Origin of the sequence: Micromonospora sp. D93 (assembly GCF_018070365.1) — a bacterium.
Lineage (GTDB): Bacteria > Actinomycetota > Actinomycetes > Mycobacteriales > Micromonosporaceae > Micromonospora > Micromonospora ureilytica.
On record NZ_JAGPXW010000001.1, the window covers coordinates 146947 to 166287 of the forward strand.

A 19341-nucleotide genomic window follows, 5' to 3' on the forward strand; every position below is an offset into this window, starting at 1 on the left:
AAATGGCCGGGACGGCCGATGCGGTGCGCACCGGCCGTCCCGGTGGATCAGCAGCTGGTGCCGCTGAGTTTCACAGTTCCCGGCGCGCTGGCGGTGCCGTTGGCGGTGAAGCCCACGGTGACCGACCCGCCCGCCGGCAGGGATCGGGCGTGGCTCGGCGCGGCCGCGGTGACAGTCGTGCCGGACTGCGTGACCGTGGCGTTCCAGCCACTGCCCAGCGTCACCCCGGACGGCCAACTCCAGGTGACCGACCAGGGGTTCACCGCGCCGGTGCCGGTGTTCTTCACTGTCAACTCGCCCTGGAAGCCGCCCTGCCAGGCATTGACCTGCCGGTAGGTGGCCGTGCAGGCGCCGGTCGGCGGATCCGTCGGCCCACCGGTCGGCCCACCGGTCGGCCCGCCGGTCGGGCCGCCGCCACCGGACGGCGCGATCAGGTACGGCTGGAGGATCGCCTGCTTGGCGGTGTTGACGTTGGTCCAGTCGTCAAGCGCGATGCCACCGGTGTCACCGGAGTTGGGGTTCCACGACCAGTAGGTGAAGGACATCCCGGTCACCCCGGTCCCGGTGTACGCCATCAGCTTCTCCAGCCACACCTTGTCCTTCGGGTCGACCAGGGTGCTGCCGAACTCGCCCATCATGATCGGCGCGATGTTCTGCTTGTAGAGGTAACCGAAGTACTTGTCCCAGATGGCCGGCATGTTCGCCGGGTAGTCCGGGGCGTCGAACCAGGTCTGCCGGTACACCGAGGTGGCGTACTCGTGCGGCGAGTAGACCAACCGGTTCGCCACGTTCAGCCGTACCGGGAACTGGCCCGCCTTCGACAGGTTGCCACCCCACCAACCGCAGTCCTCGTCGTTGCTCGGGTCGTTGTCCCAGACGTTGGAGAGACCGCCGCTCGGGCAGCTCACCCCCTCCACGAAGATCAACCAGTTGGGTTGGACACCGAGGATGGCGTTTCCGGCCCGCTCGGCGGCGAGCCGCCAGTCCCGCGTCGTGTCGCCACAGCCCCAGCACGCGCCGGTCGCCGCCGGGTTGGTGCCCTCCGCGTGCGGCTCGTTGTGCAGGTCGGCGCCGATCACCGTGGGGTTGCCCGCGTACCGCTGGGCGAGCATCTTCCAGTCGTTGATCCAGGTCGCCTCGGAGACCGTCGACGTGTACCAGAGCGGCGACTGCCCGGCCGCCGTCGGCCGGTGCCGGTCCAGGATGATCCGCATGCCCTTGCTGCCGGCGTAGTCGATCACCTTGTCCAGGATCTGCAACGGCGACAGCCCGATCAGGTCCGGGTTGACGAAGTCGTTGATCCCACTGGCGGTCGCGCCCGACTTCAGCGCGTCGTTCGAGTACGGCACCCGCAACGTGTTGTAACCCAACCGGGCCATCGTGTCGAGCTGTCCCTTCCACGGGTTGTTCGACCACAGCCCGTGGAAGGTCTTGTTGTCGGTCTCCATGCCGAACCAGTTGATGCCGGTCAACCGGACCGTGGCACCGGTGCTGTCCACGATCTGGTTGCCGCTGGTGTGCAGATAACCCGTACCGGTGCCGGCGGCAACGGCCGGGCTGGTGCTGACGGCGGTGGCGAGGAACACGCCGGCCGCGACGGTGGCGAGCGCAGTGAGCGCGCCGCCGAGAGCTTTGGGACGGAACATTCGAGCTCCACTTCGGAGGTCCGGCGCCGTCCAGAAACGACGCCGGCGGCGGCCGTCCGCACGTCACGACCCCCCAGGGGTACGCGGACAGTGCGCGACGGCCCATGTCACGCTGACGTGGTCACTCGCGGAAGCTCACCGGCGACCCTCGACGGCGGATGTTCCGCCTCCGTCGCCCTCGTGCCGGTGGCCCTACCTGGCTCCGTCGCTCATTCTGATCAACCCACGCCGATGCGTCAACCTGCCCCCACGCCGCGCTACCCGCGCCCACCCCCGCCGCCCCCGCCCGAGCACGGCGCGCGCCGTGCCCGCGCCCCGCGCGCGCCGTCCGCTCTGCACCGCGTGCCCCCTGAACGATCGCGCGAGAACATGGATGTAGTGGTCTTCGGGCACGCTGATGCCACTACATCCAGGTTCGAGCACGATCTTGGTGGCGTGGCGTGGCGTGGCGTGGCGTGGCGTGGCGTGCACCGCGCCCGTTCGCAACGCGCTCCCAAAGCATGATCGCGCTCCAACATGGATGTAGTGGTGTCCCGGCGCTAGGTGGCCACTAAATCCTGGATCAAGCATGACCTTGACGGTCATTGGCGGCTGAAACCCCGCTCCCGGCCCCCAGGACCCTGCTGGCCGTCAAGATCCGCGCAACATCAGGGATGTTGCTGTCCCCCGCGTGTCCGAGGCAGCAACACCCGGGAAGTTGCGTGGATCTTGACGCGGGCGCGGCGCGCCCAGGGTGTGGGGGACGTGAGGCGCGCGGGTAGGACGAGGCGCGGGGTGCCTGAGCGCGGCGCAGGGGGCGGTTGAGGCCGCAAGTAGCGCAAGTAGCGCAAGTAGCGCGAGGCGGGCACGCGGGAGCCCCCGGTCACGGTGGGGACCGAGGGCTCCGGACGATCGTCAGCTCAGCCGGCCTGCTCGGCGAGTTGGAGGAACTGCCGCTTGGAGGCGAGGGCCTGCTCGGCTTCCTTGATCCGGCGTGCGTCCCCGGCGCTCTGCGCCCGGGCCAGCCGGTCCTCGGCCTCCGCCACCTGCGTCCGCATCTGGGCGAGCAGCGGGTTGTCCTCCTTGGTGGTGCGGCGCCACGCCGATTCCATCACGTCACGGACCTTGTCGTCGATGACGCGCAGTCGGCGCTCCAGCCCGGCGGCCGCCTCGCGGGGCACCCGGCCGGCCTCGTGCCACTGGGCCTGGATCTCCCGCAGCTTGGCCTGGGCACCCTTGGGGTCGGCGTCGATGTCCAACGCCTCGGCCTCGGCGAGCAGGGCCTGCTTACGCTCCAGGTTGCCGCGCTGCTCGTTGTCCCGTGCGGAGAAGACCTCGCTGCGCCGGCTGAAGAAGGCGTCCTGCGCACCCCGGAACCGTTCCCAGAGTTTCTGCTCGGCTTCCTTGGAGGCCCGCGGAGCGGCCTTCCACTGGGTCATCAGGTCCTTGAGCTGGTTGGCGGTGGCGGCCCAGTCGGTGGATTCCTGGAGCTTCTCCGCCTCGGCGACCAGCTCCTCCTTGGCGGTCTGCGCCTGCTTGCGCTGCGAGTCCAGGGAGGCGAAGTGGGCGCCGCGGCGACGGGTGAAGCCGTCCCGGGCGGCGGCGAACCGCTTCCACAGCTCACCGTCGGCCTTCTTGTCGACCCCGCGGATGGTCTTCCACTCGTCGAGGATCTCCTTGAGCCGGTCCCCGGCGGTCTTCCACCCGGTGGATTCGGCGGCCAGCTTCTCGGCCTCCTCGACCAGCGCGGTCTTGCGGGCCAGGGCCTCGCCGCGAGCGGCGTCCCGGGCGGCGCGCGCTTCGCCGGCCTTCTCCTCGGCGAGGGTGGCCAGCTTGTCCAGGCGGGCGGCCAGCGCGTCGATGTCGCCGACCACGTTGGCCTCGGGCAGCGTGGTGCGGATCCGCCGGATCGTGCTCAACGAGTGCCCGGCGTCCGCCGCACCCGACTTGAGTCGCGCCTCGGTCAGGTCCACCTCGGTCACCAGGTCGGCGAAGCGGCGGGCGAAGTGCGCCAGGCCCTCCTCCGGTGCTCCCGCCTGCCAGGATCCGACCACCCGCTCTCCCTCGGTGGTCTTGACGTACACGGTGCCGTCCGCGTCCACCCGTCCGAAGGCAGTCCAGTCGCTCATGTGCCCATCCTCGTTCTCCCGGCGTCGAGGGATCGATCCCCCGTCGCCGCCACGGCGCAGCCAAGTTGCTTCCGGCATTGTCACAGGTCCGACCCGGTCCGCGTCGAGCGCCTATCGCCGACCGTGACCATACGGTGTCCTAGGGGCCGAATGACCGGATCGGCGCGGAGACGCACCGGGGATTCCCGCTACGGTGAACGGGTGCCACTGGTCGCCGCCGCTGTCTGCCCGCATCCGCCCCTGCTCGTGCCCGAGGTGGCCGGCTCCGCGGCCCCGGAGTTGAACGATCTGCGGGCGGCCTGTGACACCGCCGTCCGCCGGCTGTTGGCCACCGATCCGGACATTGTGCTGCTGCTGGGCACCGGCCCGGTGACCGGCCCGATCCGCACCCCGGCGACCGGTTCTCTCCAGCCCTGGGGTGTCGACCTGGACGTTCCGCTGGTGCCCGGTCAGCCGGACCGGGGCGCGGTGCTGCCGTTGAGCCTGACCATCGGCGCGTGGCTGCTGGCCCGCCACGACGGCCCACCGCCGGTGACCGCCGTGCAGGTGGCCGCCGACGCCGGCCCGGCCGAGCTGGCCGCGCTCGCCGACGACGTCGGTGCCGCCGGTGACCGGGTGGCGTCCCTGGTGCTCGGGGACGGATCGGCCTGCCGGGGCGAGAAGGCACCCGGGTACGACGACGCGCGCGCCCTCCCGTACGACCGGGGGGTTGCCGCAGCGCTGGCCGACGCGGACCTGGACGCCCTGCTCGACCTCGACCCGGTGGTGTCGGCGGCGCTGAAGGCCGCCGGTCGTGCCCCCTGGCAGGTGCTGGCCGGCGCGGCCCGCGCGGCCGGCGGGGGGTGGCGCGGTGAGCTGCTGCACGACTCCGCCCCCTACGGTGTGGCCTACTTCGTGGCGTCCTGGGAGCGGGTGTGACAAGCGGCGTCGTCGGCACTGTCGTCGCGGTGGTCGGGCCGACCGCGGCCGGCAAGTCGGCGTTGAGCATCGCGTTGGCGCACGCCCTCGACGGGGAGGTGGTCAACGCCGACTCGATGCAGCTCTACCGGGGCATGGACATCGGCACCGCCAAGCTGACCGTCGCCGAGCGGGACGGGGTGCCGCATCACCTGCTGGACATCTGGGAGGTCACCGAGGCGGCAAGCGTCGCGGAGTACCAGCGACTGGCCCGCTCGGCGGTGGACGACATCGTGTCCCGGGGCCGGGTGCCGCTGCTGGTCGGTGGCTCCGGGCTGTACGTGCGGGCGGTGTTGGAGCACTTCGAGTTCCCCGGCACCGACGCGGCGCTGCGGGAACGGCTGGAACGGGAGTTGGCCGAGGTCGGCCCGGCCCCGCTGTACGCGCGGCTGCGCGCCGCCGACCCGGTCGCCGCCGAGAGCATCCTGCCCGGCAACGGTCGGCGGATCGTGCGTGCCCTGGAGGTGATCGAGCTCACCGGCGCGCCGTTCGCCGCCTCGCTGCCGCAGCCCACGCCGTACTACCCGTCGGTGCAGCTCGGCGTCGACCTGGACACCGGCCTGCTGGACGAGCGGATCGCGCTGCGGGTCGACCGGATGTGGGCCGACGGCCTGGTGCCGGAGACCCGTGAGCTGGTCGGGCGCGGGCTGCCCGAGGGGCGGACGGCGAGTCGGGCGCTGGGCTACCAGCAGGTGCTGCGACTGCTCGCCGGTGAGCTGACCGAGGCGCAGGCGCACGACGAGACGGTCCGGGCCACCCGGCGGTTCGTCCGCCGGCAGCGGTCCTGGTTCCGGCGCGACCCGCAGATCAACTGGTTGGATTCGGCGACCCCGGACCTGATCGGGGCCGCCCTGCGTCTGGTGCCGGCCGAGACGCGATAATGGGGGAGTGGAGTTCACCAAGGGCCACGGCACCGGCAACGACTTCGTCCTCCTGCCCGACCCGGACGGTCAGCTCGACCTGACCCCGGAGCTGGTCGCGGCGCTCTGCGACAGGCGGCGGGGCATCGGCGCGGACGGCGTGTTGCGGGTTGTCCGCGCGGCCAAGCATCCGGACGGCGCGGGTTTGGCCGGCGAGGCCGAGTGGTTCATGGACTACTGGAACGCCGACGGCTCGTTCGCCGAGATGTGTGGCAACGGCGCCCGGGTCTTCGTGCGCTACCTGCTCGACAGCGGGTTGGCCACGCCCGCCGGCGCGGCGCTCCCGGTGGCGACCCGGGCCGGCGTCGTGCGCGCGCTGGTCGAGGGCGACGCCGTGTCCGTCGAGATGCGCCGACCCCAGGTGTACGACAGTTCCGCCGCCACCCTCGGCGGGCTGACCCTGACCGGTGCGGTGGTGGACGTCGGCAACCCACACCTGGTCTGCGTGCTGCCGGCGGGCGTGGAGCTGTCGGCGCTGGACCTGACCGTCGCGCCCGGGTTCGACCCGGCGGTCTTCCCGAGCGGGGTGAACGTGGAGTTCATCGTGGCGGGCGACCCGGTCGACGCCACCGACGCGCACTCCCTGATGCGGGTGTACGAGCGCGGCAGCGCCGAGACCCTTTCCTGCGGCACCGGCGCGTGCGCGGTGGGCGCCGTGGCCCTGCGCGACGCTGGCAGGGACACCGGAGTGGTCGCCGTCGACGTGCCCGGCGGCCGACTGACGGTGACGGTCACCGAGAACTCCTGCTGGCTGTCCGGCCCCGCCGTCCTGGTGGCAACCGGCGAGGTCGACCTCCCCGCCTGACCCACCCACCGCCCGCCCCCACCGGGCCTCCGGGCCTCCGGCGGCACCGCGTCGATCATGAAGTTACTGCCAGCCAGCTCGGCGTGTCATGACAACAACTTCATGATCGACGGAGGGTGGGGCGGGAGGAGGGGGTTACGGGGTGGCGCTGGCGTTCGCCGCGATCTCCGGGAGGTCCGCCGGGCCGGGGTCGGCTGCCGGCAGTGGGCTCGGGTTGTGCGCGGCGGCGCGCACGGCGGCGGCGACCGCCGGGGCGACCCGGGGGTCGAAGACGCTCGGCACGATCACCGTCGGGTTGATCTTCTCTTCGCCGACCACGTCCGCGATGGCCCGAGCGGCCGCGAGGGCCATCTCCTCGGTGAACTCCTCGGCGTGGGCGTCCAGCATGCCGCGGAACACCCCGGGGAACGCGAGCACGTTGTTGATCTGGTTCGGCTGGTCCGAGCGGCCGGTGGCGACCACTGCGGCGTGCTTGCGCGCCTCCCGCGGGTCGACCTCCGGGTCGGGGTTGGCGAGGGCGAAGACGATCGAGTCCTTCGCCATCTGCGCGATGTCGTCGCCGGTGAGCAGGTTCGGCGCGCTGACCCCGATGAACACGTCGGCGCCCCGGATCGCGCCGGGCAGGTCGCCGGAGTAGTTCTCCTTGTTGGTGTTCTCCGCCAGCCACTGCCACGCCGAGTTGAGCCCGGTCAGCCCGCGGTGCAGGGCGCCCTCCCGGTCGTACGCGATGATGTCGCCGACGCCCTGGCGCAGCAGCAGCTTCATGATCGCGGTGCCGGCCGCGCCGGCGCCGGAGACGACCACCCGGACGTCCTCGAGCCGCTTGCCCACCACCCGCAGCGCGTTCGTCAGCGCGGCCAGCACGCAGATCGCGGTGCCGTGCTGATCGTCGTGGAAGACCGGGATGTCCAGCGCCTCGCGCAGCCGGGCCTCGATCTCGAAGCAGCGCGGCGCGGCGATGTCCTCCAGGTTGATGCCGCCGTAGGCCGGCGCGATCGCCTTGACGATCTGCACGATCTCGTCGGTGTCCTGGGTGTCCAGCACCACCGGCCAGGCGTCCACCCCGCCGAAGCGCTTGAACAGCGCGGCCTTGCCCTCCATCACCGGCAGCGACGCGGCCGGGCCGAGGTTGCCCAGGCCGAGGACCGCCGAGCCGTCACTGACCACCGCGACGGTGTTGCGCTTGATGGTCAGTCGCCGTGCGTCGGCCGGGTTCTCGGCGATCGCCATGCAGACCCGGGCCACCCCCGGGGTGTACGCCCGGGACAGCTCGTCGCGGTTGCGCAGCGCGACCTTCGAGGTCACCTCGATCTTGCCGCCCAGGTGCAGCAGGAACGTCCGGTCCGACACCTTGCGCACGTCCACGCCGTCCAGCGCGGTCAGCGCGTCGACCACCTGGTCGGCGTGGCCGGCGTCGGCGGTGTCGCAGGTCAGGTCGACGATCACGTGGGTCGGGTCCGAGTCCACCACGTCCAGCGCCGTGACGATCGCCCCGGCCTCGCCGACGGAGGTGGTGAGCCGGCCGATCGAGGAAGCGTCCGCGGTAACGGCGATCCGGATGGTGATCGAAAATCCGGCGCTCGGCAGTCGGGTGATGGCCACGGGATCCCTCCGTAACGGCTGTGCGGCCGATCGGCCGCCGCCCGCATTTCTACCGGGTTGTCGTGGCCGACCAGCATTCGCCCCCACTTTTGGCGACCTTCACCATGGGCATATAGCAGGTGCGTTCGGCGTTGTGGCATGTCAGGATTACGTTCTACTTATCAAAACGGACAGGAGAACCGCTTGCGAGACCAGGAGAGCTTTGTCCCCGTCGAGGACGAGCTCGACGACGTCACCACCGGCGAGATGGAGCTGTCGGAGCGGCAGTCCCTCCGACGCGTCCCGGGCCTGTCAACCGAGCTCACCGACGTCACCGAGGTGGAATACCGGCAGCTGCGGCTGGAGCGGGTCGTCCTGGTGGGTGTCTGGACCGAAGGCACGGTCACCGACGCGGAAAACTCGCTGGCCGAGCTCGCCGCGCTGGCCGAGACCGCCGGTTCGCAGGTGCTCGAAGGGCTCATCCAACGTCGTACCCGACCCGACCCGGCCACCTACATCGGCCGCGGCAAGGTCGACGACCTCGGCGCGGTGGTGCTCTCCACCGGCGCCGACACGGTCATCTGTGACGGTGAGCTGTCCCCGTCGCAGCTGCGCAACCTGGAGCAGCGCACCAAGGTCAAGGTCGTCGACCGCACCGCGCTGATCCTCGACATCTTCGCCCAGCACGCCAAGAGCAAGGAAGGTAAGGCGCAGGTCGAGCTGGCCCAGCTGCAATACCTGCTGCCCCGACTGCGTGGTTGGGGTGAGACGCTCTCCCGCCAGACCGGTGGTTCCGGCCGGGGCGGCGGCGCCGGTGGCGGTGTGGGTGTGCGTGGTCCCGGTGAGACCAAGCTGGAGACCGACCGGCGGCGTATCCGCCACCGCATCTCCCGGCTGCGTCGCGAGATCAAGAACATGCGGACGGTACGCGTCACCAAGCGTGCCCGACGCACCCGCAACTCCGTCCCCGCCGTGGCCATCGCGGGCTACACCAACGCCGGCAAGTCCAGCCTGCTCAACCGACTGACCGACGCGGGCGTGCTGGTGGAGAACGCGCTGTTCGCGACGTTGGACCCGACCACCCGTAAGGCCACCGCCTCGGACGGGCGGGTCTACACCCTCTCCGACACTGTCGGCTTCGTCCGACACCTGCCGCACCAGATCGTCGAGGCTTTCCGCTCGACGCTGGAGGAGGTCGCCGAGGCGGATCTGGTGGTGCACGTCGTCGACGGCACCCACCCGGATCCGGAGGAGCAGGTCCGTGCGGTGCACGAGGTGCTCGCCGAGGTGAGCGCGGATCGGCTCCCCGAGCTGCTGGTGGTCAACAAGACCGACGCGGCCGACGAGGACACCCTGCTGCGGCTCAAGCGGCTCTGGCCGGACGCGATTTTCGTATCGGCGTACTCCGGGCGGGGCATGGACGAGCTGCGCGCGGCGATCGAGGACCGGCTGCCGCAGCCGGCCGTGGAGGTCCGGGCGGTCGTGCCGTACGACCGGGGTGACCTGGTGTCCCGGGTGCACCGCACCGGTGAGGTGCTCAGCACCTCGCACCTGCCGGAGGGCACCCTGCTGCATGTCCGCGTCAGTGCGGAGCTGGCTGCCGAGTTGGCGGCGTTCGACGTGGAGCGGCAGGGGCAGGCGGCCGGCAGCCGGTCCTGAGCGGCCACGGCGTCATCCACCGGAAACGCGCGGCATGCGACACTGGCCGAATGCGCCGCGTTGTTTCCTCGGTCACGGTTGCCCTCGGCCTGCTCGGGGCAACCGTGGCGCTCGCCGGAGTCGCCGCTGCGGCTCCCGCCCCTGGGGCGTCGGGGCCGCCCGCCGCCAAACCCGGCCAGAAGCGATGCACGATCGCCGACGAGCGCCTACGGGAGCTGTCCGGGCTGATCGCCACCAAGAGTGGCTACATCGTCATCAACGACGGCACCGAGGTCACGGCACGCAAGCGGGTCTTCTTCCTGGACACCAAGTGCAAGATCTCGAAGGAGCCGGTCCGTTACTCGGGGCAGGGCCCGTTCGACACCGAGGATCTCGCCCTGTCCAAGGACGGGCGCACCCTCTGGATCGCCGACACCGGTGACAACCCCGACTCGAAGGAGCGCCGCAGCCGCGTAGCGCTCTGGTCGATGCCTGTCACCGGCGCCAAGGAGCCGACGCTGCACCGGCTCTCCTACCCCGAGGCCAAACCGCACGACGCCGAGGCGCTACTCATCGGCGACGACGGAAAACCGCTGATCATCACAAAGGTGACCAGCGGCAAGGCCGAGATCTTCACGCCGTCGGCGGCCCTGAAGAGCGGCGACACCGACCCGGTGCCGATGCGTAAGGCAGGCGAGATCACGCTGCCGAAGACCGAGACGGAGAACACCCTCAACACCTTCGGCCGGATCGCCATCACCGGCGCGTCCCGGGCACCGGACGGCACTCGGGTGGTCCTGCGCACCTACGCGGACGCCTTCGAGTTCGACGTGACCGGTGGCGACATCGTGGGCGCACTTACCACCGGCAAGCCGCGGGTGACGCCGCTGGCCGACCCGTTCGGCGAGGCCATCAGCTACACCTCGGACGGCAAGTCGTTCCTCACCGTCTCCGACGCCGGCCGTTTCGCCGAAGACGAGCCACTCGACATCCTCAGCTACACCCCGTCCAGTTCGACCGCCGCGCCGTTGGCTGAGGAGGAGGGCGGCAAGCCAGCCGCCTCGAAATCCTGGACCGACGGGCTCAGCCTCGACGACATCACGTACCTGGTCGGGGCGGTCGGGCTGATCGGCCTGCTGTTGGTCGCCGGCGGCATCTTCGGCATCGTTCGTGCCCGCAGTCGGCCGCCTGGGGCTGACGCGTCAGACACGTCCGACCCGGATGGCGAGCCGTTCGGCCCGCGTGCGGGTCGTGCCGTCGACGGGTTCCCGGCCGATGACGAGCGGAGGGGCGGTGTCTACGGGGGCGGCGCGCCGGCCGGCGGCGCGGTCTACGGCGGTGGTGCGGGTCGCGGCGGCCCGGCCCCGGCAGGTGGTGCGGGTCGCGGCGGCCCAGCCCCGGTGGGTGGTGCGGTGTACGGCGGTGGCGCTCGGCCGGCCCCGGCTGACGGTGGCTACGGTGCGCCAAGACCGGACGGCGGCGGTGCCGGCGTCTACGGCGGCGGCGGTCGTCCCCCGGCGGGTGGCGGCGGTCGTCCCCCGGCCAGCGGCGGCGGTCGTCCCCCAGCGGGCGGCGGTGGTCGTCCGCAGGGCGGCGGCGGTCGTCCTGGTGGTGGCGTGTACGGCGGCGACGGCGGTCAGCCCGGTCGCGCGGAGCCGCCCCGGCGCGGTGGGCAGGAGCCCGACTACCGGGGTCAGCGGCCCGGCCGCCGACGCGACGACGACGAGCCGCCCGTCGACCCGTACGGGCAGTATCCCGGGGGCGGTCGCGGCCACCGGGGTGACCGTTACTGATCGGCGCTGAGGCGCTCGTCAGACCCTGCCGACCGGTGCGGGTGAGCGCTGTCAGCACTCACCCGCCGATCGGTCAGATCCGGCGTAGCACCGCCACGACCCGGCCCATGATGGTGGCGTCATCGCCGGGGATCGGGTCGAAGGCGGGGTTCTGCGGCATCAGCCAGACGTGCCCGTCGCGCCGCCGGTAGGTCTTGACTGTCGCCTCGCCGTCGAGCATGGCGGCCACGATCTCACCCGAGTCGGCGGTCGGCTGCTGCCGGACGACCACCCAGTCGCCGTCGCAGATCGCCGCGTCGAGCATCGAGTCGCCCTTGACCTGGAGCATGAAGACCTCGCCCTCACCCACCAGCTCGCGGGGGAGCGGGAAGATGTCCTCCACGGCCTGCTCGGCGAGGATCGGCCCACCGGCGGCGATCCGACCGAGCATCGGCACGTATGCCGGGGTCGGCCGCTGTGCCCTCGACATCTCGTCGTCGATCGCCTCGCTGGGGGCGCGGACGTCCACCGCGCGCGGCCGGTTCGGGTCGCGGCGCAGGAAGCCCTTCTTCTCCAGCTCCTTGAGCTGGTAGGCGACGCTTGACGGCGACACCAGGCCGACCGCCTCGCCGATCTCTCGGACGCTCGGCGGGTAGCCGTGTCGTTCCACCCAGTTGCGGATGAACTCCAGGATGCGGCGCTGACGGGCGGTCAGGTCGACAGTCGCCGGGTCGGGGAAGGCGCTGACCACCGGGGTGACCTGGCGCACGGCGGGCTGGCCCGTCCGGCTGCGCGCGGGGCTGCGGCGTCGGGTGGCCGGGGGGCCCGCCTCGGTGATCTGCTGCGGGCTCTTCGGCCGGCTGGCCCGGTCCTCGGTCACGTCCGTCCTCCCTGGTCGGCGCTGGGTGCCTCGTCGGCTCGTGGTGCGTGCGGTGGTGCCACGTTGTTCATGACCGTATAGGTGAGATCAGTCATTTTCAAACATCTGTACGACCTCTCACCGGCGTGTCGGGGTGAAAAAGCACTCCTGTCGTACGGATGTTCTGATAAATGGTACGTCAGGTAGCACTGGTGTTCGATCGTCGACCGTTTTCCGGCCGAGTCTGGCCCACCGGCCGGTAACCCGGGTGGGGCCGTGGCGTTGGGTCTTCGGGCGTGCTGCGGGGCGTGGATGGCCGGATGGTCCGTGACGCGCCGGACACGCCGATCAACTTGACCCGGCTTCCCCGGCGACATACGGTCGACCCCTAGATGTAGTAGTGACACGGGCGTAAGTTGCCTACAGGTTGGGTCTGACTACCGACCGCACTCCCGTAACGTCGATCACGGCGGGCGTCATCCGAGGATGGCACCGTCGCGGTCGGTCGTGTCCGGGAGTGTCCGGTGTGCTCGCAGTTGATCATTTTATGGAGGTGGGCGATGCGGTGTCCGTACTGCCGGCACGCTGACTCCCGGGTGGTCGACTCGCGGGAGGCCGACGACGGCCAGCTCATCCGGCGGCGGCGTTCCTGCCCGGAGTGCGGCAAGCGGTTCACGACCGTCGAGGAGGCGGTCCTCGCGGTCGTCAAGCGCAGCGGGGTGACCGAGCCGTTCAGTCGCACGAAGATCATCGGCGGGGTGCGTAAGGCGTGCCAGGGCCGGCCGGTGGACGACGACTCACTCGCGCTGCTCGCGCAGCGGGTGGAGGAGACGGTCCGGGCCAAGGGGGCCGCCGAGATCCCCAGTCACGACGTGGGCCTGGCGATCCTGGGTCCGCTGCGCGACCTGGACGAGATCGCCTACCTGCGGTTCGCCAGCGTCTACCGCTCGTTCGACTCACTCGCCGACTTCGAGCGCGAGATCGAGACGTTGCGGGCCGCGGCGCAGGCCCGGGTCGATGCGGTCGAGGCCGCCGGCCGTACCAGCTGAGTCTTCACAGTTTTTCGAGAGATTGGGACGCGCGGTGGGTGACCGCGCAGACGAGGGGGGCAACGGCGTGACAACTAGCCGTTCACGAAGCAAGGCAGGCGTGGGGCTGAAGATCGAGCGGGTGTGGACGACGGAGGGTGTCCACCCGTACGACGAGGTCTCCTGGGAGCGCCGTGACGTCGTGATGACGAACTGGCGGGACGGCTCGATCAACTTCGAGCAGCGTGGGGTGGAGTTCCCGGAGTCCTGGAGCGTCAACGCGGCCAACATCGTCACCACGAAGTACTTCCGGGGCGCGGTGGGGACCCCGGAGCGGGAGTGGTCGCTCAAGCAGTTGATCGACCGGGTGGTCACCACCTACCGCACCGCGGGTGAGGAGTACGGCTACTTCGCCAGCCCGGCCGACGCCGAGGTCTTCGCGCACGAGCTGACCTGGATGCTGCTGAACCAGGTGTTCAGCTTCAACTCGCCGGTCTGGTTCAACGTGGGCACGCCGTCGCCGCAGCAGGTCAGCGCCTGCTTCATCCTGGCCGTCGACGACTCGATGGACTCGATCCTCGACTGGTACAAGGAGGAGGGGCTGATCTTCAAGGGCGGCTCCGGCTCCGGGGTCAACCTGTCGCGGATCCGCTCGTCCCGTGAGCTGCTCTCCTCCGGCGGCAACGCCTCCGGTCCGGTCAGCTTCATGCGCGGCGCGGACGCCTCCGCCGGCACCATCAAGTCCGGCGGCGCGACCCGCCGCGCGGCCAAGATGGTCATCATCGACGTCGACCACCCGGACATCCAGGAGTTCGTGGTCACGAAGGCGCGCGAGGAGGACAAGATCCGCGCGCTGCGTGACGCCGGGTTCGACATGGACCTCGGTGGCTCCGACATCGTCAGCGTGCAGTACCAGAACGCCAACAACTCGGTCCGGGTCTCCGACGAGTTCATGTCGGCGGTGGAGAACAGCAAGGGCTTCGACCTGCGCGGCCGGCTGGACGGCTCGGTGATCGAGACCGTCGACGCCAAGAAGCTGTTCCGCTCCATCTCGCAGGCAGCCTGGGAGTGCGCCGACCCCGGTCTGCAGTACGACGACACGATCAACGACTGGCACACCTGCCCGGAGACCGGGCGGATCACCGCGTCGAACCCGTGCTCGGAGTACCTGCACCTGGACAACTCCTCGTGCAACCTGGCCTCGCTCAACCTGATGAAGTTCCTCCGTGCCGACGGTGGCTTCGAGGTGGAGAAGTTCGTCAAGTCCGTCGAGTTCGTCATCACCGCGATGGACATCTCGATCTGCTTCGCGGACTTCCCGACCGAGAAGATCGGTGAGACGTCCCGCGCCTACCGGCAGCTCGGCATCGGCTACGCCAACCTGGGCGCCCTGCTGATGGCCACCGGCCTGCCGTACGACTCGGACCAGGGCCGCTCGGTCGCCGCGTCGATCACATCCCTGATGACCGGCACCGCCTACCGCCGCTCGGCCGAACTGGCCGGCGTCGTCGGCCCGTACGACGGCTACGCCCGCAACGCCGAGCCGCACAAGCGGGTCATGCGCAAGCACGCCGCGGCCAACGACGAGATCAAGCCGACCAGCCCGGTGGCCACCGCGATCGTCCGTGAGGCGACCAAGCAGTGGACTCAGGGCAACAAGATCGGTGACAAGAACGGTTGGCGCAACGCGCAGGCGAGCGTCCTCGCCCCGACCGGCACGATCGGCTTCATGATGGACTGCGACACGACCGGCGTGGAGCCGGACCTGGCGCTTGTCAAGTTCAAGAAGCTGGTCGGCGGCGGCTCGATGCAGATCGTCAACCAGACCGTGCCGCGCGCCCTGCGCAGCCTCGGCTACCCCGAGGAGCAGGTCGAGGCGATCGTCGAGCACATCGCCGACCACGGCCACGTGGTGGACGCCCCCGGCCTCAAGCCGGAGCACTACCCGGTCTTCGACTGCGCCATGGGGGAGCGGACGATCGCCCCGATGGGTCACGTGCGGATGATGGCGGCCATTCAGCCGTTCGTCTCCGGCGCCATCTCCAAGACGGTCAACATGCCGGAGGCGGCCACCGTCGAGGACGTCGAGAAGATCTACTTCGAGGGCTGGAAGCTCGGCCTCAAGGCGCTGGCGATCTACCGGGACAACTGCAAGGTCGGGCAGCCGCTCTCGGTGGCCAAGTCCAACAAGGCCACCGAGCCGGCCGCCGTCGAGACCGCAGCGGCCGCGCCGGCCGCTGTCGAGAAGGTCATCGAGTACCGGCCGGTGCGTAAGCGCCTGCCGAAGAAGCGCCCGTCCGAGACGGTCAGCTTCTCCGTCGGTGGCGCCGAGGGCTACCTGACCGCGTCGTCCTACCCGGACGACGGCCTCGGTGAGGTCTTCCTGAAGATGTCCAAGCAGGGCTCGACCCTCGCCGGCGTGATGGACGCCTTCTCGGTGGCCATCAGCATCGGCCTGCAGTACGGCGTGCCGCTGGAGACGTTCGTCAGCAAGTTCACCAACATGCGCTTCGAGCCGGCCGGCATGACCGACGACCCGGACGTGCGGATGGCGGCCTCGGTGATGGACTACATCTTCCGTCGCCTGGCGCTGGACTTCCTGCCCTACGAGCGCCGTGCCGAGCTGGGCATCTTCACCGCCTCGGAGCGGGCCGCGCAGCTGCGGGCCGAGGCCGACGCGGAGGCCGCCGCCGTCACCGGCGTCGAGCTGACCGCGATGGCGTCGTCCGCACCGGTGGAGACCCCGGCCAAGTCCGAGGCCGTCGCCCAGCCGGCCCAGGAGATGGCCGACGTGGCCGCCGCCAAGCCGGCTCCGAGCGTGGGTTCCAGCACCGAACTGCTGGAGGCCGTGATCGGCAAGGCCGCCGACGCACCGCTCTGCTTCACCTGCGGTACGAAGATGCGCCCCGCCGGTAGCTGCTACGTCTGCGAGGGCTGCGGCTCCACCAGCGGCTGCAGCTGACGTACGCGAAACGCGGCGCTGCCCCGGTCTCCCTCGTCGGAGGCCGGGGCAGCGCCGTTTTTTCGATGCCGTTCGTCATGACGTCATCGCCATGATCAAGTGATGAAAAGTAGGTCCCGGTGCCGCCTCTGGCCTACTTCTCATCACTTGATCCTGGTGAGCCGCGATGTCTCGCCTCAGATCAGTCGAACACAGAGACCGGAATTAGGCCCGGGTGGCAGTCCGAGAAATGTATCCATTCCGACGTTGCGTCGTAGGTCCGCAAGCAGTTCGGCAGGGTCGACGACATTCCCGATCTTGGCTTCCGACTCACGTCGAGGGTTCATGGCGGACTTCGCACGATAGACCCTAACCTTCGTGCCTGCGCTCAATGCTTGGATACACACCGCTCTCATGTAAAAGCGGACAAACTCCCCTTGCGCTAAGGTTTCAGCAGCGTTGGTGGGGACCTTCTTTTCGTATGGTTGGCCGTTTCGGTGAGAGACCTCTAGATCGACAAGTAGACCCTCGCTGCGTATGCAGAACGCCAGTGACTCCGGATCGCCAGTCCTTGCGGCGTCAATCATCATCCGGGGCCACCGGCTCATGCCGGTGCCGTTCAGGCGTCGACTCACGAACAGGCTGCCGGTCTCGATGTCCGCCTCAACCTCGTTGATCATTGCTGCGCGTGTTGCGTCGTTCAAATCGTAAAGATCCATACCGCTTCCTTGATTGCGTTTTGAGGGGTCGTCCTAAGAACTTACTGAGGCACCCCCGGTGAGGCAATTCCATTAACTGGGAGCGGGAGTTGGTGTCCGCGTGGGCCTAAGTGGAAAAAGTGAGATTATTTCGGTTACCACCTTGTGTAACCATTACCCGCGAATGTTGCAACCACCTGACACTCGTCCGTCAGACGAGGACGCGAGCGCGCTTGGGATTGCAGCGCCGGGAGCCGGTGGGCCTGCCGCATCTTGAGGCTGGCCTGGTATAGCCTGTCTACTTGCGCGTCGCGTCTAATAGGTGCTGCACGCTCGTGGGCTTTCGCCTATGGCTAAGGCGAGACGGAAACGGGGAGGACGTCCATGCAGCTCATTTCGATTTCGGTGCGCGGGTTCCGTAGCTTGCAGGATGTTGGTCCCGTCCCGGTCCGACGCCCTACGATCTTGACAGGCCCTAACGACAGCGGAAAGTCCGCCACGATCGACGCGCTTGCATTCCTGCTCGGCACTCATCCGCTCACCGACGAGGATCGGACCTTCGCGCCGGCCTCTGGTGGAGACCACGCTGTGTCCGAGGTCGAGGCTCGAGATCTCGTCGAGCGAGTCGAGACCACCTGGGTCGAGGGTGAATTTCGACTCTCTAAGAAAGAAGAATCTGCCCTTGGGCTGCCCGACATGGTCCGGATGCGCCGAATCCGAAACCAGGAGTCAGGGGTTCGCCTGGAACTGCTTGTCGACGCTCCCGAGGATGAAAACCTCCGTGATCTTGAGGCTCGATCGCTCGCCGACCTGAAACGCATCGCAGGCGGACACGGGGTCTCGGCTGTTGCTGACGCCAGGTCCAGGAGTAGTTGGGTGACAGCACTGGACCAGTTCGCCGCCACCCGGCCGCGAACGCAGGCGTGGATCGCGGCCAGTAAGGATGTCAGTGCAGCGCTGCCGAAGTTTCTACTCTTCGGCGACGCTGAATCAGCCGAAGCCGCGATCAAGGCGGCGTTGAATAGTCGCTACAGAGCCCATCTTGAGGACGAGGATCTCAAGCAGCGAGTGCGAGACTTGGAGGCGGAGCTCGGCCGTCGGGTTCGCGAGGACGCGCAGGGGCTCGTCGAACACATTCAACAGCGGTGCCCGGACCTGGTCCGCGTAGACGTCGAGCCGAATGTGTCCTTCACCTCTGGCCTGCGATCCACCAAGCTACTGCTGGCCCGCACTAGCGGTGAAACGGTTAGCCTCAGCACTGTGGGAGCGGGAAGAAACCGCCGTATCAGCCTTGCCGTCTGGGAGTGGGCAAGCGAGCTCCTTAGACGGGATGCGGAGAGTCACCCTTCTCCTGACGACCAACAGCACGTCGTCTTGGCGTACGACGAACCTGACACTCACCTTGACTACCTTCAGCAACGGCGTGTAATGGCGCTCATACGCGAGCAGTGCTCCGTCCCTGGTGTCTCGATGGTGATAGCAACACACTCCATGAATCTGATCGACGGTGCGGCAATCGAGGACATTGTTCACCTAAGGCTTGAAGGTGAACGCACGCGGATAAATCGGCTGCTGTCCGACCTGGACAACGACGCGAACGGGCAGTACCTCGCCGATGTTGCTATCGCGTTGGGGCTGCGCAACACGGTATTGCTTCACGAGCGATGCTTCGTAGGCGTAGAAGGTGTAACTGAGCAACTGTCATTCCCGATGCTTTTCCGCCTCAGCACGGGCCGGCCAGTGCACGCGGCAGGGATCGTGATCGTTGGATGCCACAATAACGAAGGCGCGCTAAAGTTCGTCGGATACCTGGCCCGGTCGAAGCGACAGGTGATGCTAGTTATTGATGCAGACAGTCGAAGGAACAACAAGATCTTCAGTGATGCGAACCTGGCAAAGGAGGGTATCGACATCGTCAATCACGTTCGTTTACTGGGGACGCCTGACAAAGAATTTGAGTGCATCTTCACGAACGAGCAGTGGTGCGATGTGGCGAACCTGGTGTGGCCGCGCAACGACGGAAAGTCTTGGGATCTGGAATCGGTCGAACCGCTGCGGGCTGGCAAGTTCAGTACTTCGCTACTGAACTTGTTTAAAGAAGGAAGCGATATCGGTCCCACCTCGAAGGCGTCAATGATGTACGAGATGGCCCGAAGTCTCAAGACGCCTGCAGAGGTTCCGGCAGAACTCCGCGACACGTTTCTGCAGTTGGAGAAGCTAGCTGCCCTTGATTCGTAATGTTCGCCGCGCGAGCATTCGCGCCCGCCGCTGAGCAGCAGTCGGGGTCTCCCACGTGTGCCACCCCTTCGAAGGGGCCCACCGTTGGGCATGCTCGCGTTCAGGCGTTCCGCACCAGCGGCAGGAGTTGGGTTGGGGTGGAACGGCATG

Annotated in this window: 13 protein-coding genes; 8 read left to right on the forward strand and 5 right to left on the reverse strand. The window is 68.8% G+C overall.

The window, feature by feature from the left end; all coding sequences use genetic code 11:
* Positions 1-47: 47 nt before the first annotated feature.
* Positions 48-1646 (reverse strand): cellulase family glycosylhydrolase, encoded by a 1599-nt coding sequence (locus KBX71_RS00625; RefSeq protein WP_210815911.1) that lies wholly within the window; start codon positions 1644-1646, stop codon positions 48-50.
* 899 nt (positions 1647-2545) lie between these two features.
* Positions 2546-3754 (reverse strand): DUF349 domain-containing protein, encoded by a 1209-nt coding sequence (locus tag KBX71_RS00630; protein WP_196927862.1) that lies wholly within the window; start codon positions 3752-3754, stop codon positions 2546-2548.
* Positions 3755-3904: 150 nt separating this feature from the next.
* Here KBX71_RS00630 and KBX71_RS00635 point away from each other — a divergent pair, with 150 nt between their 5' ends.
* Genes KBX71_RS00635 through dapF form a run of 3 tightly spaced genes read left to right on the forward strand, consistent with a single transcriptional unit; the run spans position 3905 to position 6436 of the window.
* On the forward strand, positions 3905-4672 hold the full coding sequence (locus tag KBX71_RS00635) for a hypothetical protein (protein WP_210815913.1): 768 nt from the start codon (positions 3905-3907) through the stop codon (positions 4670-4672).
* Positions 4669-5592, forward strand: a complete 924-nt coding sequence (gene miaA / locus KBX71_RS00640; protein ID WP_210815914.1) for a tRNA (adenosine(37)-N6)-dimethylallyltransferase MiaA — start codon at positions 4669-4671, stop codon at positions 5590-5592. The genes KBX71_RS00635 and miaA overlap by 4 nt, the downstream gene beginning before the upstream one ends.
* Positions 5593-5599: 7 nt before the next feature.
* Complete coding sequence (gene dapF / locus KBX71_RS00645) at positions 5600-6436, forward strand: diaminopimelate epimerase (RefSeq protein WP_210815916.1); 837 nt, start codon at positions 5600-5602, stop codon at positions 6434-6436.
* Between the two features lie 135 nt (positions 6437-6571).
* Here the strand turns inward: dapF and KBX71_RS00650 are convergent, their stop codons facing one another.
* Positions 6572-8038: an NAD-dependent malic enzyme gene (locus tag KBX71_RS00650; RefSeq protein ID WP_210815918.1), complete on the reverse strand. Its 1467-nt coding sequence runs from the start codon at positions 8036-8038 to the stop codon at positions 6572-6574.
* Positions 8039-8221: 183 nt separating this feature from the next.
* On the opposite strand from KBX71_RS00650, the gene hflX reads away from it, so the two are divergent.
* A complete protein-coding gene (hflX, locus tag KBX71_RS00655; RefSeq protein WP_210815921.1) occupies positions 8222-9676 on the forward strand; it encodes a GTPase HflX in 1455 nt (484 codons plus the stop codon).
* Between the two features lie 50 nt (positions 9677-9726).
* Positions 9727-11448, forward strand: coding sequence for a hypothetical protein (locus KBX71_RS00660; RefSeq protein ID WP_210815924.1), 1722 nt, complete (start codon positions 9727-9729; stop codon positions 11446-11448).
* 73 nt (positions 11449-11521) lie between these two features.
* On the opposite strand, the gene lexA is transcribed toward KBX71_RS00660, so the two are convergent.
* The gene (gene lexA, locus KBX71_RS00665) at positions 11522-12307 is read right to left on the reverse strand and encodes a transcriptional repressor LexA (protein WP_210815926.1); all 786 of its coding nucleotides are present in this window, start codon (positions 12305-12307) and stop codon (positions 11522-11524) included.
* Between the two features lie 539 nt (positions 12308-12846).
* Here lexA and nrdR point away from each other — a divergent pair.
* A complete protein-coding gene (gene nrdR, locus KBX71_RS00670; RefSeq protein WP_124822215.1) occupies positions 12847-13335 on the forward strand; it encodes a transcriptional regulator NrdR in 489 nt (162 codons plus the stop codon).
* Between the two features lie 67 nt (positions 13336-13402).
* Entirely contained in the window at positions 13403-16276 is a 2874-nt protein-coding gene (locus tag KBX71_RS00675) for a vitamin B12-dependent ribonucleotide reductase (protein ID WP_374102562.1), read from the forward strand.
* A 176-nt stretch (positions 16277-16452) separates the two neighbouring features.
* Here the strand turns inward: KBX71_RS00675 and KBX71_RS00680 are convergent, their stop codons facing one another.
* Complete coding sequence (locus tag KBX71_RS00680) at positions 16453-16974, reverse strand: hypothetical protein (protein ID WP_210815930.1); 522 nt, start codon at positions 16972-16974, stop codon at positions 16453-16455.
* A 363-nt stretch (positions 16975-17337) separates the two neighbouring features.
* Between KBX71_RS00680 and KBX71_RS00685 the strand changes: the two genes are divergently transcribed.
* The gene (locus tag KBX71_RS00685; RefSeq protein ID WP_210815932.1) at positions 17338-19191 is read left to right on the forward strand and encodes an ATP-dependent endonuclease; all 1854 of its coding nucleotides are present in this window, start codon (positions 17338-17340) and stop codon (positions 19189-19191) included.
* Positions 19192-19341: the final 150 nt, after the last annotated feature.

Bases quoted from the DNA above. Each gene is read 5' to 3' on its own strand.
- KBX71_RS00625 (WP_210815911.1), bottom strand. From the start codon at position 1,646: ATGTTCCGTCCCAAAGCTCTCGGCGGCGCGCTCACTGCGCTCGCCACC.
- KBX71_RS00630 (WP_196927862.1), bottom strand. From the start codon at position 3,754: ATGAGCGACTGGACTGCCTTCGGACGGGTGGACGCGGACGGCACCGTG.
- KBX71_RS00635 (WP_210815913.1), top strand. From the start codon at position 3,905: ATGACCGGATCGGCGCGGAGACGCACCGGGGATTCCCGCTACGGTGAA.
- KBX71_RS00660 (WP_210815924.1), top strand. From the start codon at position 9,727: ATGCGCCGCGTTGTTTCCTCGGTCACGGTTGCCCTCGGCCTGCTCGGG.
- nrdR (WP_124822215.1), top strand. From the start codon at position 12,847: ATGCGGTGTCCGTACTGCCGGCACGCTGACTCCCGGGTGGTCGACTCG.
- KBX71_RS00680 (WP_210815930.1), bottom strand. From the start codon at position 16,974: ATGGATCTTTACGATTTGAACGACGCAACACGCGCAGCAATGATCAAC.
- KBX71_RS00685 (WP_210815932.1), top strand. From the start codon at position 17,338: ATGCAGCTCATTTCGATTTCGGTGCGCGGGTTCCGTAGCTTGCAGGAT.